Origin of the sequence: Sphingobium vermicomposti (genome assembly GCF_011762025.1) — a bacterium.
GTDB lineage: Bacteria > Pseudomonadota > Alphaproteobacteria > Sphingomonadales > Sphingomonadaceae > Sphingobium > Sphingobium vermicomposti.
The window spans coordinates 722,226-735,768 of the sequence record NZ_JAASQR010000001.1 but is presented as its reverse complement, the minus strand read 5'-3'; the positions used below and the strand labels follow the sequence as shown (position 1 = coordinate 735,768).

Genomic DNA, 13,543 nt, shown 5'->3' with positions numbered 1-13,543 from the left:
ACATGACTGATGTTACCGCCGCCGACGCCACCATTGCGCCCGCGGCCAAGCCGACGACTAAACCGGCTCGCCCCTATTTCTCTTCCGGTCCCTGCGCCAAGCCTCCGGGCTGGAGCGCCGACAAGCTGAGCGCTGAATCCCTTGGTCGCTCGCACCGCGCGAAGATCGGCAAGACACGCCTTGGCTATTGCATCGACCTGATGCGCGAGCTGCTCAACCTGCCCGACACCCACCGCATCGGCATCGTGCCTGGTTCCGACACTGGCGCCTTCGAAATGGCGATGTGGACGATGCTCGGCGCCCGCCCGGTGACGACGCTCGCTTGGGAAAGCTTTGGCGAAGGCTGGGTGACGGACGCTGCCAAGCAGCTGAAGCTCGACCCCACGATCGTCCGCGCTGACTATGGTCAGCTGCCTGACCTGAACACTGTGAACTTCGCCCACGACGTGCTGTTCACCTGGAACGGCACCACGTCGGGCGTGCGCGTCCCGAACGCAGACTGGATTCCGGCGGATCGTGAAGGCCTGACCTTCGCCGACGCCACCAGCGGCGTGTTCGCGTATGAGATCGACTGGACCAAGATCGACGTCGCTACCTTCTCCTGGCAGAAGGTGCTGGGCGGCGAGGGCGGCCATGGCGTGCTGATCCTCGGCCCCCGCGCGGTCGAGCGTCTGGAAAACCACACGCCGTCCTGGCCGCTGCCCAAGGTCTTCCGCCTGATGGCGAAGGGCAAGCTGGCCGAGGGCATCTTCAAGGGCGAGACGATCAACACCCCCTCCATGCTGGCGGTCGAGGACGCGATCTTCGCGCTGGAATGGGGCAAGTCGCTTGGCGGCCTCAATGGCCTGATGGCCCGCAGCAACGCCAATGCGGCGGCGCTGAACAAGATCGTCGAGGAACGCGATTGGCTCGGCCATCTCGCCGCCGACCCGGCAACTCGCTCGACCACCAGCGTCTGCCTGACGGTCGAGGGTGCCGACGAAGCCTTGATCAAGAGCATGGCTGGCCTGCTCGAAAAGGAGGGCGCGGCCTATGACGTGGCAGGGTATCGCGATGCCCCGGCTGGCCTGCGCATCTGGTGCGGCGCAACGGTAGAGACCGCCGATATCGAGGCGCTCGGCCCGTGGCTCGACTGGGCCTACGCAACGGCCAAGGCCGCTTAAAACATCTCCCCCATATCCCCGTCATCCCAGCGAAAGCTGGGATCTCGGGCCCCTAGGTTGAACCTAGCCGCCTGAGATCCTGACCTTCGCCAGGATGACGAATTGCAAGAAAGGCAATTCGTCATGCCCAAAGTACTTATTTCCGACAAGATGGACCCCCGCGCCGCCGCGATCTTCCGCGAACGTGGCATTGAAGTCGACGAAATCACCGGCAAGACCCCGGAAGAGCTAAAGGCGATCATCGGCCAGTATGACGGCCTCGCCATCCGCAGCGCGACCAAGGTTACCAAGGAAATCCTGGACGCCGCACCCAACCTGAAGGTCATCGGTCGCGCCGGCATCGGCGTAGACAATGTCGATATTCCGGCGGCTTCGGCCAAGGGCGTGATCGTCATGAACACCCCGTTCGGCAATTCGATCACCACCGCCGAACACGCCATCGCGCTGATGTTCGCGCTGGCCCGCCAGCTGCCCGAAGCCAACGCCCAGACCCAGCAGGGCCTGTGGCCGAAGAACGGCTTCATGGGCGTTGAAGTCACCGGCAAGACGCTGGGCCTGATCGGCGCTGGCAATATCGGTTCGATCGTCGCCAGCCGCGCGCTCGGCCTCAAGATGAAGGTCGTTGCCTTCGATCCCTTCCTGACCCCGGAACGCGCCGTCGAAATGGGCGTGGAAAAGGCCGATCTCGACACGTTGCTGGCAAAGGCGGACTTCATCACGCTGCACACGCCGCTGACCGACCAGACCCGCAACATTCTGAGCAAGGAAAACCTCGCCAAGACCAAGAAGGGCGTGCGCATCGTCAACTGCGCGCGCGGCGGCCTGGTCGATGAAGCCGCGCTCAAGGAAGCGATGGACTCGGGCCATGTCGCGGGCGCAGCGCTCGACGTGTTCGTGCAGGAACCGGCGAAGGCATCGCCGCTGTTCGGTACGCCCAACTTCATCTGCACCCCGCATCTGGGCGCATCGACCGACGAAGCGCAGGTCAATGTCGCGCTGCAGGTGGCTGAACAGCTGTCGGACTATCTGCTCGACGGTGGCATCACCAATGCCCTGAACGTCCCCAGCCTGTCTGCGGAGGAAGCGCCTAAGCTGCGCCCCTATATGGCGCTTGCCGAAGAATTGGGCAGCCTGGTCGGCCAGCTTGAAGGCGATCGCATCCAGGGCGTTTCGGTCGAGGTCGAAGGCCATGCCGCCGAACTCAATCAAAAGCCGATCACCGCTGCGGTGCTCGCTGGCCTGATGCGCGTCTATTCGGACACGGTGAACATGGTCAACGCGCCCTTCCTGGCGAAGGAACGCGGCCTGGACGTGCGCGAAGTGCGCCATGACCGCGAGGGCGACTATCAGACTCTCGTCCGCGTCACGGTCAAGACGGAAAGTGGCGACAAGTCGGTTGCGGGGACGCTGTTCGGCCATAGCAGCCCGCGTCTGGTCGAACTGTTCGGCATCAAGGTCGAAGCCGATCTCGAAGGCCACATGCTCTACATCGTCAACCAGGACGCGCCCGGCTTCATCGGTCGCCTTGGCTCGACCCTGGGAGAGGCTGGCGTCAACATCGGCACGTTCCACCTGGGCCGCCGCACCCAGGGCGGCGAAGCCGTGCTGTTGCTGTCGGTCGATGGCGCTGTGAATGACGATGTGCTCAAGGCCATTTGCAACCTGACCGGCGTGAAGACGGTCAAGCTGCTGCGCTTCGCCTGACCTCCTGTCCTCCGTTCGGTTCTGACAAGCTCAACCGAACGGAGGCTGGATAATCTGGCCGATCTTGCTAAAGGGCCAGCCATGACCATCCCATCCGGCCTCCTTCCCGAGGGTCTTTCCGACCGTCTGCCGCCGCAAGCGGAAGCGTCCGCGCGTCTTGTGCGCCGGGTGCTCGATACGGTGGCGTCGCATGGCTATGAACGGGTCATGCCGCCGCTCGCCGAATTTGAAGAGACGCTGGCCGGTCGCCTTAAATCCATGCGTGCGCAGGACCTGGTCCGCGCCGTCGATCCGGTGTCGCAGCGCAGCCTGGCGCTTCGTCCCGACATGACCGCGCAGATCGGCCGCATCGCCACCACCCGCCTGGCCAGCGCGCCGCGCCCGCTGCGCCTGTCCTATGGCGGTCCGGTGATCCGCCTGCGCGCCAACCAGCTTCGCCCGGAACGCGAGCGGTTGCAGGTCGGGGCCGAACTGATCGGTAGCGACAGCCTGGCCGCCGCCGTGGAGATCGTGAATGTCGCGATCGAGGCGTTGCAGGCCGCAGGCGTCACCGGCATCACCATCGACTTCACCCTGCCGGACCTGATCGACAGCCTGGCCGCCGGTCCGCTCCCGCTGGCGTCGGACGAGATCGAGTTGGTTCGCGCCGAGCTGGATGGCAAGGATGCTGGCGCGCTGGCCGCCATCAGCCCGGCGGCGGCGGCCTATCTCCCGCTCATGGAAGCGACTGGTCCCTTCCACCCCGCCATGGAAAAGCTGGAAGCGCTCAACGCACAACTGGGCGGCGCGATCGACAGCCGAATCGCGGGGCTGCGCGCCATCGCCAAGCCGATTGGCTGGGACATCACGCTGACGCTCGACCCTACCGAGCGCCATGGCTTTGAATATCAGAACTGGTTCGGCTTCTCGATCTTTGCAGAGGGCTTTACGGGCGAGATCGGCCGGGGCGGCAGCTATGCCATCATCCGCGCCGATGGATCGGAAGAACCGGCCATGGGCTTTTCGCTCTATCCCGACCCGCTGATCGATGCAGGTTTCGGGGCGGAGCAGCCCAATCGTCTGTTCCTGCCCCTTCACCATGACCAAAGTTGCGCCGCGCAACTTCGCGGAGAGGGGTGGCAGACTGTCGCCGCGCTGACACCGCAGGAAAATGGCGAGGCTCTGCGCTGCACGCATTGGCTGGACGGCGACGAACCGCGTCCTTACTGACTTGACGACCAAGGGGCAGCGCGGCTAACGCGCGCCCCGCACAGGGCGAACAAGCGCCCAATCGATCCTACCGGTATGCCGAGTCCCGTCGAAGGGCATGGCCGGTCCGCGCGGCGGGCGGAGATCTGTATCCATGGCAAATGTTACCGTGATCGGCGCCCAGTGGGGCGACGAAGGCAAGGGCAAGATCGTCGACTGGCTGTCGGAGCGCGCCGATGTCGTCGCCCGCTTCCAGGGCGGTCACAATGCGGGCCACACGCTGGTCGTTGGCGATAAGGTCTACAAGCTGTCGCTGCTGCCTTCGGGCATCGTGCGCGGCACGCTGTCCGTCATCGGCAATGGCGTGGTGCTGGACCCGTGGCACTTTCGCGATGAGGTTGCGAAGCTGAAGGGGCAGGGCGTCGACATCACGCCCGACAACCTCCAGATCGCGGAAACCTGCCCCCTGATCCTGCCCTTTCACCGCGACCTGGACGGTCTGCGCGAGGACGCATCGGGCGCTGGCAAGATCGGGACGACGCGCCGGGGCATCGGCCCGGCCTATGAGGACAAGGTCGGTCGTCGCGCCATCCGCGTCTGCGACCTGGCGCATCTCGATGACCTGGGGCCTCAGCTCGACCGCCTGACCGCGCACCATGACGCCTTGCGCGCCGGTTTCAACGAAGCGCCGATCGATCGTGATCGCCTGATGGCGGAACTGCGCGAAATCGCCAGCTTCATCCTGCCCTTCGTCAAGCCCGTCTGGCTGACGCTCAACAAGGCGAAGGCCGAAGGCAAGCGCATCCTGTTCGAAGGCGCGCAGGGCACGTTGCTCGACATCGATCACGGCACCTATCCCTTCGTCACATCGTCCAACACGGTCGCGGGCACGGCGGCGAGCGGCACGGGCCTTGGCCCCTCGGCTGCTGGCTTCGTGCTGGGCATCGTCAAGGCATACACCACCCGCGTCGGGTCCGGTCCCTTCCCGACCGAATTGGAAGACGCCACCGGGCAGCGCCTGGGCGAGCGGGGCCATGAATTCGGCACCGTCACCGGGCGCAAGCGCCGCTGCGGCTGGTTCGACGCCGTGCTGGTGCGCCAGTCGGTCGCCGTTTCCGGCGTCACCGGCATCGCGCTCACCAAGCTGGACGTGCTGGACGGGTTCGACACGCTGAAAATTTGCACCGGTTACCGGATTGGCGACCAAACCTACGACTACCTGCCCGCCCATGCGCAGGACCAGGCGAAGGCAGAGCCGATCTATGAGGATATCGAAGGCTGGCAGGATACGACGGCTGGCGCTCGCAGCTGGGCCGAACTGCCCGCGCAAGCGATCAAATATATCCGCCGGATCGAAGAGCTGATCGGTTGCCCCGTCACGCTCGTATCGACCAGCCCTGAGCGTGAGGACACCATCCTCGTGCGCGACCCCTTCGCGGATTAAGGCGATGGCAGGCGATCGCTTTGAACGGCACAAGCAACCCTGGACAGCGGATGAGCTGCAAAAGCTTCACACGCTGGCCAAGAAGGGCATGGCGCTGAAAGCGATCGCCAAGGCGCTGACCCGCAGCGAGGAATCGGTGAAAGTCCGGGCCAAGCAGGACGGGCTTTCCATCGCCAAGCTGCGCTGAACGGGGTGAGGGCGCTGGACCTGTGCGGCACCTGATGCCAAGATGCCGCGCATGTCTCTCAACATCCTCATCCTCTATGGCTCCTACCGCCGCAACCGCATGGGCATCCGCCTCGCCGACTATCTGATCGGCGGTTTCCAGAAGCTCGGTCATAAAGCCGAACTGGTCGATGCGATGGAGGTCGGACTTCCCATGCTGGACCAGCGCTATAGCGACTATGCCCCCGGGCAAGCGCCTGAAGCCATGGGCGTGCTGGCCGACCGTCTCACGGCGGCCGACGCCTTTGTCTTCGTGACGGGTGAATATAATCGGGGCGTCCAGCCCGGCCTCAAAAACCTCGTCGATCATTATCTCAAGGAATTCGACCGCCGCCCCGCAGGCATCGCCAGCTATTCGGCGGGCCGTTACGCCGGGGTCAACAGCCATGCAGCCTGGACGGTGACGCTGTCTGCCATGGGCATGGCCGTGATTCCCGAGCGCCTGAGCGTTGGCCAGATCGGTCAGACGCTTGACGATCAGGGCCAGCCACAGGGCGATGGCGGCGCGGCGCTGGAACGCGGCTTTTCCGGTTTCGCGCGCGACCTCATCTGGTGGGCGGAAGCGGGCAAGGCAGCACGCTGACCCGTCAGGCCGGTGCTTCTTCCTCCTCATCCTCTCCTACCGAGATCACCGCCGCCGCCACCAGGTCGCCGGTGACGTTCAGCGTCGTCCGACACATGTCGAGGAACCTGTCGACGCCCAGCACCAGCCCGATGCCTTCGGGCGGCACGCCGACCATGCCCAGGATCATCGCGACCACCGGCAGCGATCCCGCCGGGACCCCCGCCGTGCCGACCCCGCCCAATATGCAGACCAGCATCACCATCAACTGCTGTGCCCAATCCAGTTCGATGCCAAAAAACTGCGCTAGGAACAGCACGGTTATGCCTTCGAACATCGCGGTGCCATTCTGATTGGCGGTCGCGCCGATGGTCAGCACAAAGCGCGATATGCGGCGCGGCAAGTGCAGCCGTTCCTCGGCCACGCGAATGGCGGTCGGCAGCGTTGCGTTGGATGATGCGGTGGCGAATGCCATCACCATCGCGTCCTGCACGCCTGCGAAAAAGGCCAGCGGCGAACGCCGGGCTACCACGGCCAGCAGCAGCGAATAGACGCCCACCATCTGCAATCCCAGCGCCAGCAGCACCACGCCGACATAGGCCGACAGCCGTTCCAGCAATTCCCATCCGAACTGCGCGGCCAGGTTGAACATGAAACAGGCGATGGCGATGGGCGCGAGGCGAATGACCAGCCCCATCAGCCGCATCGTGACTTCGAACAGCCCTTCCATGGCGGACAGCAGCAGCTTTGTCTGCTCGGTGCGCACCAGCACCAGCCCGATGCCGAAAAATAGGGCAAAGACCATGACGGCCAATATGTCATTATTGGCCATGGCCCTGATGATATTGTCGGGCACCATCGCCAGCAGGGCGTCCACCCCCTTTGGTGCGTCACCGCCCCGCGCCAGTATCGCGCGCGCGCCCTCGCCGGCATTGTCCAGCATCGCCCGCGCCTGGATGGGATCGACGCCGTCGCCCGGACGCAGCAGATTGACGACGATAAGGCTGATTGCGACGGCAATGCTCGACACGACCAGCGTGTAGACCAATGTCTTGAGCCCCACCCGCCTGAGCGAACGAATCTCGCCCATTTCCGCGATGCCAACGATCAGCGCCGATACCAGCAGGGGGATCACCAGCATGAAGAGCAGTCGCAGGAAAACCTGCCCGATTGGCCCAGTTACATAGCGGGTAGCGGCATCGACCCACGCGGCATCGCGCGCGGTTGCATGGACGATCAGTCCCGCGATCAGTCCGACCAGAAACCCCGCCAGCATCTGCCATTGCAGCGACAAGGCGGTCTTGCTCGCTCGGGTCATGATGGGGTTGCCGAACTGCGCATCTTCGATGAACCGTTAAGCGTGCGTAATGTTGCAACCGGGGATATTTTCGATCGCAATGACGGTGTATCGCGCTGCATGTAAATTCTCGCCCGCCTCGCATCCTAAGGGACGGCAGCTTTGTCGATGCCCTCCTGTCCTGAATTTTTCGGAGACTATATGATCGTCAACGCCGCGCCCAGCCTGCGCCAGATTGCGACCGAAGTTTGGAAGCCGCTCGCCCTGTTGTTCGTCTGGGACTGCGCGGTCACAATTACCTATTTTATCCTGCCTTTCCGTGCGCCATCGCTGCCGCTCACCCTCTTTGGTTCGGCGCTGGCGCTCTTCCTCGGCTTTCGCAGCAACTCATCCTATCAGCGCTGGTGGGAAGGACGCATCCTCTGGGGCGCGATGATCAACGCCTCGCGCAGCTTGGCGCGCGCCACGCGCAATTTCCTGCCTGACCCTGCAGCGCGGGGCATCAAGCGAGAGATCATCAAGCGGCAGATCGCCTATGTGAACGCCCTGCGGTGCCAGCTGCGCCGCCAATCCTTCGATGAACGCGTCACCGGCTTTATCGAGGAGCGGGACAAGGGGTTGGCCCTTGCCCGCGCCAATGCCGCTAACGGACTGCTGGACGGCACCGGGCGGCGGGTCGACATCGCCCGGCGGGAAGGATGGATCGACACCATTCAGCAGACGCAGATGGAGCGGATGCTTGTCGATATCTCCAACGCCCAAGGGGGCATGGAGCGGCTCAAGAATACGCCGCTGCCGATCCAGTATCGCTTCCTGCCGACCTTGTTCACCCATCTTTTCTGCGTGTTGCTACCGATCGGGCTGGTCGAAACCCTTGGCCTTGCAACGCCGCTGGGATCGACGGTGGCGGGACTTATGTTCCTCGCGGTGCTGCGGATCGGCGATGACCTGGTCGATCCGTTCGCCAACAGCGTGCATGATGTGCCACTGTCCGCCATGTGCCGCACGATCGAGATCGATCTGCTGCAAGCCATCGGCGATGATGCGCCCGCGCCGGATCAGCCGGTCAGGGGCGTGCTGTGGTAGCGGTCAGCGCCGGTGGTCGTCGTCCACCATGTCCGCCGCCAGCTCCAGTCCCGCACGGCCATGAGCAGGGGTGCGGGATGGTGCCTTGGGATGCGGCACATATTCCGGTTCTTCGACTTCCAGCATGCCTTCCCATTTGGTGATGACCGACGTTGCGATGGCATTGCCCAGCACGTTGGTGGCTGTCCGGCCCATGTCCATGAAATGATCGACCGCCAGGATGAAGGCGATGCCTTCGACCGGCAGGTCGAACTGGCCCAGTGTCGCGGCGACGACGACCAGGGAAGCGCGCGGGACCGCGGCGATGCCCTTGCTGGTCACCATCAGGACCAGCAGGATGGTGATCTGGGTGGCGATCGGCAGGTCGATGCCATAGGCTTGGGCGATGAAGATGGTGGCAAAGGTCGAATACATCATCGACCCGTCCAGATTGAAACTATAGCCCAGCGGCAGTACGAAACTGTAGATGCGCCGGGGCACGCCGAACCGGTCGAGCTGCTCCAGCATCTTGGGATAGGCAGCTTCCGACGAGGCGGTGGAAAAGGCTATCAGCAGCGGTTCGCGCACATATTGGATGAGCTTTACCATGCGCCGCCCCAGGAAGACGGCACCCGCAGCGCACAGCAGCAGCCAGAGCGCCAGAAGCGACAGGTAGAATTCGCCTACCAGTTCGCCAAAGGTCACAAGCACGCCCGGCCCTTCGGTCGTGATCGTCGCCGCCAGCGCGCCGAACACGGCGAAGGGGGCGACCCGCATCACATAGCCGGTCACCTGCAGCATCAGTTCGACCATCGATTCGATCAAGCTGACGATCGGCTTGCCCTTGTCGCCGATGGCGGTCAGCGCGACGCCTACGAACAGGGAGAAGACGACGATCTGCAGGATGGAATTGTCCGCCATCGCCCCGACCATGGAGGTGGGGAAGACGTGCAGGATGAAATCCCTGAAATTGAGTGCGTCGGTATTCACGCCCGACGCCGCGCCTGATCGGACGAGGTTCAGTCCTTCGCCCGGCGCGAAGAAATTGACGAAGATCAGGCCCAGCGTCAGCGAGAAGAGGCTGGCGACGATGAACCAGGCCAGCGCCCGCCCGCCGATCCGCCCCAGCGCCGCGCTGTCGCCCATATGCGCAATGCCCGCGACCAGCGTGGAAAAGACCAGCGGCGCGATGATCATTTTGATGAGGTGCAGGAAGATGTCGGCCAGCAGGTGGAAATATCCCGCCACATCCTTGGCCAGTTGCTTGTCCCCGCCAACCCACAGATTGGCGGCAAAGCCGGTGATCACGCCCAGGATCATGCCCGCAAGGATGAAGGCCGTCAGTCGATTCCGCATGCAACCCCTCTAACCCTCGCCAAGCCTGGCACGTCTAACAGGCGATCACCTGGTCGCCTATCCTCTTGAACGATGGGGCCTGGGCTTTCGCGCGCAAAAGCCTGAGAGGAATGCTTCAAGGATAAAGCAGCCCTTCGGACCAGCCTTTGCCGTCGCGCACGAACAGCCGCCGTTCGTGTAGTCGGTGTTCCCGATCCTGCCAGAACTCGATCCGGGTGGGTGTGACGCGGAAACCGCCCCAATGCGGCGGACGGGGGACAGGTCCGCCATCGAATCGCGCGACCGCATCGTCATATCGCGCCATGAACTCCTCTCGCGACGCGAGCGGCCGCGATTGATCGGAAGCCCATGCGCCCAGCTGACTGTCGCGGCTGCGGCTGGCGAAATAGGCGTCGGCGGTGGCGTCGTCCGTCGTGTCCACCGCGCCTTCGACCCGGATCTGGCGGCGCAGCGACTTCCAGTGAAAGAGGAGGGCGGCGTGGGGATTTTCCAGAAGCTCGGCTGCCTTGCGCCCTTCGAAATTGGTGTAAAAGATGAAACCGTCCGGCCCATGCCCTTTCAGCAGCACCATTCGCACAGAAGGACGCCCGCGCGCATCCGCCGTGGCGAGCGCCATGGCATTACTGTCGTTGATCTCGCTCGAACGCGCCTCGGCATACCATTGGTCGAAAAGGAGGAAAGGATTTGTCATGCTCTCGATTTAGGCGGCGCCAGCGGCTATGTCGATGGCCCCCGCCGCTTGAAGGACCGTGACCTTTTTGCCACATAGGGTTTAATTGGCGTTTCACGAACAGAAGGATGACTAACCGGCCATGGCGGATCCCTACGCAACACTGGGCGTCGCGCGCGGCGCGAGCGAGGCGGAGATCAAGTCGGCCTATCGCAAGCTCGCCAAGGAGCTGCACCCCGACCGGAACAAGGACAATCCCAAGGCGGCGGATAAATTTTCCGCAGTGACGGGTGCCTATGACCTGCTGTCCGATAAGGACAAACGCGCCCGTTTCGACCGTGGCGAGATTGATGGGGAGGGTAATCCGACGTCCCCCTTCGGCTATGGCGGGGCAGGCGGCGGCGGTTTCCGCGGACGGCAGGGCCAGGGCGGCGGCTTCGAATTTAACGAGGGCGCGGACTTTGGCGATATTTTCGACGGGCTGTTCGGTGGCGGGGGCGGCGCTGGCGCGCGCCGGGGCGGCGGCGGATTCGGCGGCTTTGGCCGACAGGCACCACCCCAGCGCGGGGCCAATGTCTCCTATCGGCTCGCCGTCAGCTTCGTGGATGCGGCCACGCTCGCCCCGCAGCGCGTCACGTTGCAGGACGGCAAGAATATCGACCTCAAGCTACCGGCGGGCGTCGAAACCGGCACGCAGATGCGCTTGTCGGGCAAGGGGCAGCAGGGCAGTGGCGGCGCGGGCGACGCGATCGTCACGATCGAGGTGAAGCCGCACCCTTTCTTCACTCGCGAAGGCGACAATGTGCTGCTGGATCTGCCGATCACGCTGGATGAAGCGGTCAAGGGCGGCAAGGTCAAGGTGCCCACGGTTGACGGTCCCGTCATGCTGGGCGTCCCCGCCGGTTCCACGTCCGGCAAGACGCTGCGTCTGCGGAACAAGGGCTTTACGACCAAGAATGGCGAACGCGGCGATCAGCTGGTCCGGCTGCAGATCGACGTGTCCGCCGATGACCCCGCGATCCGCGAACTGGTCGAAAGATGGCAGGACAGCCGGGCTGTCCGGGCCCATCTGGGCGTCTAGGGCGTTTAGGGCGGATGGAGCCTTCGCCTTATTCGCCCGAAATCCGACGGCGCAGGGTCGCTGAACAGGCGCGCGCCCATTGGCAGCGCCAGATCGGGCGCGTTCCACCCGGCTCCTACATGCTGGAGATACTGAAACGGGTGGCGGTGGGCACCTATAATGACGGGTTCATCCACGCGGGCAACCTTGCCTATCTGTCGCTGATGACGCTTTTCCCCTTCTTCATCGTCGCGGCTGCGGTGGCGAGCATCTTCGGGCGGTCCGCGGACGGGCTGGCGGCGGTCGGCACGTTCCTTCAGTCCGTGCCGCAGGGCGTCGCCGATGTCGTGCGCAAGCCTATCTACGATGTGCTGAACGCGCGCACCGGACCGCTGCTTTGGCTGGGCGGCCTTGTGGGTCTGTGGACGGTTGGCAGCCTTATCGAAACGGTCCGCGACATATTGCGCCGGGCCTATGGGACCAAGAGCACGCGTCCATTCTGGCATTATCGCCTGACCGCGATCGGCATCACCCTGATCAGCGTCCTGGCGGTCATGTTCGCCTTTTCCCTGCAGGTGGTCATGGCGGGCGTCGAACAATTTTTGCAGCGGTTGCTGCCCTTTGCCGATGATGCGATCCGCATCGTGTCGGTCACGCGGTTCGTGCCGATCGCCATCCTTTGTGTTGCGCTTTACTATCTCTACGTCTCCCTCACCCCCAGCGCGTACAAGGACAAACGCTTCCCCAAATGGCCCGGCGCGGTGGCCACGGCCCTATGGTGGTATGGCGTCACGACCCTGCTGCCCCCCACCTTGTCCCTGCTGGGCGGCTATGATGCGACCTATGGCAGCCTGGCGGGTGTGATGATCACGCTCATTTTTTTCTTTCTCGTTGGGCTTGGCGTGGTAATTGGCGCGGAACTCAATGCGGCGCTTGCTGAATTTCCCGAAGAGGAATGGCAGGCGGTCGTCGCCGAAAGTAAAGGGAACGGACATCAAAATGACGGGTTTGATGGCGGGAAAACGCGGCCTCATCATGGGGCTGGCGAATGACAAGTCGCTTGCATGGGGCATTTCCAAGGCGCTTCGGGCGCAGGGTGCGGAATTGGCCTTTTCCTATCAGGGCGATGCCCTGGCCAAGCGTGTGCGACCGCTGGCGCAGGAACTTGGCTCGGATTTCCTGATCGATTGCGACGTCGCCGACATGGCCAAGCTGGACGCCGCCTTTGACGAAGTGAAGGCGCGCTGGGGCAAGCTGGACTTCGTCGTCCACGCCATCGGCTTTTCCGACAAGAATGAGCTTCGCGGCAAATATGTCGACACCAGCCTGGAAAACTTCCTGCTGACGATGAATATTTCCGCCTACAGCTTTGTCGCGGTCGCCAAGCGCGCGCGCGCCTTGATGGCGGAGGGCGGCAGCCTGCTGACGCTCAGCTATTATGGCGCGGAAAAGGTCATTCCCCACTATAATGTCATGGGCGTGGCCAAGGCGGCGCTGGAAACCAGCGTCAAATATCTGGCGATGGACCTGGGGCCGGAAAATATCCGCGTAAACGCCATTTCCGCCGGTCCGATCAAGACTTTGGCGGCGAGCGGCATTGGTGATTTCCGCTATATCATGAAGTGGAATGAACTGAATTCGCCGCTTCGCCGCAATGTGACGATTGAGGATGTGGGCGGCGCTGGTCTCTATCTGCTGTCCGACCTGGCGGCTGGCGTCACCGGCGAAATCCACCATGTCGATGCCGGTTACAACGTCGTCGGCATGAAGGCGGAGGACGCCCCGGACATCGCTCTCGACAAGGGCTGA

At 63.6% G+C, this 13,543-nt stretch carries 13 protein-coding genes; 10 read left to right on the top strand and 3 right to left on the bottom strand.

The features are described 5' to 3' along the window. Nucleotides 1–2: 2 nt before the first annotated feature. From FHS54_RS03605 to FHS54_RS03580, 6 genes are all read left to right on the top strand, one after another. Nucleotides 3–1,163 (top strand): phosphoserine transaminase, encoded by a 1,161-nt coding sequence (locus tag FHS54_RS03605; protein WP_167302397.1) that lies wholly within the window; start codon nucleotides 3–5, stop codon nucleotides 1,161–1,163. Nucleotides 1,164–1,286: 123 nt separating this feature from the next. Next, on the top strand, nucleotides 1,287–2,867 hold the full coding sequence (gene serA, locus FHS54_RS03600) for a phosphoglycerate dehydrogenase (RefSeq protein WP_167302396.1): 1,581 nt from the start codon (nucleotides 1,287–1,289) through the stop codon (nucleotides 2,865–2,867). An 81-nt stretch (nucleotides 2,868–2,948) separates the two neighbouring features. Beyond that, nucleotides 2,949–4,076, top strand: a complete 1,128-nt coding sequence (locus FHS54_RS03595) for an ATP phosphoribosyltransferase regulatory subunit (RefSeq protein WP_167302395.1) — start codon at nucleotides 2,949–2,951, stop codon at nucleotides 4,074–4,076. Nucleotides 4,077–4,209: 133 nt separating this feature from the next. Continuing rightward, a complete protein-coding gene (locus FHS54_RS03590; protein ID WP_167302394.1) occupies nucleotides 4,210–5,499 on the top strand; it encodes an adenylosuccinate synthase in 1,290 nt (429 codons plus the stop codon). 4 nt (nucleotides 5,500–5,503) lie between these two features. Then, nucleotides 5,504–5,686, top strand: a complete 183-nt coding sequence (locus FHS54_RS03585) for a hypothetical protein (protein ID WP_167302393.1) — start codon at nucleotides 5,504–5,506, stop codon at nucleotides 5,684–5,686. Between the two features lie 51 nt (nucleotides 5,687–5,737). Next, nucleotides 5,738–6,307 (top strand): NADPH-dependent FMN reductase, encoded by a 570-nt coding sequence (locus FHS54_RS03580; protein ID WP_167302392.1) that lies wholly within the window; start codon nucleotides 5,738–5,740, stop codon nucleotides 6,305–6,307. Nucleotides 6,308–6,311: 4 nt separating this feature from the next. Here FHS54_RS03580 and FHS54_RS03575 read toward each other — a convergent pair whose 3' ends face one another. Further along, on the bottom strand, nucleotides 6,312–7,604 hold the full coding sequence (locus tag FHS54_RS03575; RefSeq protein ID WP_167302391.1) for a dicarboxylate/amino acid:cation symporter: 1,293 nt from the start codon (nucleotides 7,602–7,604) through the stop codon (nucleotides 6,312–6,314). Nucleotides 7,605–7,784: 180 nt separating this feature from the next. Between FHS54_RS03575 and FHS54_RS03570 the strand changes: the two genes are divergently transcribed. Beyond that, on the top strand, nucleotides 7,785–8,669 hold the full coding sequence (locus FHS54_RS03570) for a bestrophin family protein (protein ID WP_167302390.1): 885 nt from the start codon (nucleotides 7,785–7,787) through the stop codon (nucleotides 8,667–8,669). A 3-nt stretch (nucleotides 8,670–8,672) separates the two neighbouring features. On the opposite strand, the gene FHS54_RS03565 is transcribed toward FHS54_RS03570, so the two are convergent. Together FHS54_RS03565 and pdxH are read right to left on the bottom strand one after the other, a co-directional pair. Beyond that, on the bottom strand, nucleotides 8,673–10,004 hold the full coding sequence (locus FHS54_RS03565; protein ID WP_167302389.1) for a dicarboxylate/amino acid:cation symporter: 1,332 nt from the start codon (nucleotides 10,002–10,004) through the stop codon (nucleotides 8,673–8,675). Between the two features lie 115 nt (nucleotides 10,005–10,119). Next, complete coding sequence (pdxH, locus tag FHS54_RS03560; protein WP_167302388.1) at nucleotides 10,120–10,695, bottom strand: pyridoxamine 5'-phosphate oxidase; 576 nt, start codon at nucleotides 10,693–10,695, stop codon at nucleotides 10,120–10,122. A gap of 121 nt (nucleotides 10,696–10,816) precedes the next feature. On the opposite strand from pdxH, the gene FHS54_RS03555 reads away from it, so the two are divergent. From FHS54_RS03555 to fabI, 3 genes are read left to right on the top strand one after another with little or no spacing between them, the layout of a single operon-like run. Next, nucleotides 10,817–11,755: a DnaJ C-terminal domain-containing protein gene (locus FHS54_RS03555; protein ID WP_167302387.1), complete on the top strand. Its 939-nt coding sequence runs from the start codon at nucleotides 10,817–10,819 to the stop codon at nucleotides 11,753–11,755. A 14-nt stretch (nucleotides 11,756–11,769) separates the two neighbouring features. After that, nucleotides 11,770–12,786, top strand: a complete 1,017-nt coding sequence (locus FHS54_RS03550; RefSeq protein WP_167302386.1) for a YihY/virulence factor BrkB family protein — start codon at nucleotides 11,770–11,772, stop codon at nucleotides 12,784–12,786. Beyond that, the gene (gene fabI / locus FHS54_RS03545; protein WP_167302385.1) at nucleotides 12,734–13,543 is read left to right on the top strand and encodes an enoyl-ACP reductase FabI; all 810 of its coding nucleotides are present in this window, start codon (nucleotides 12,734–12,736) and stop codon (nucleotides 13,541–13,543) included. The genes FHS54_RS03550 and fabI overlap by 53 nt, the downstream gene beginning before the upstream one ends.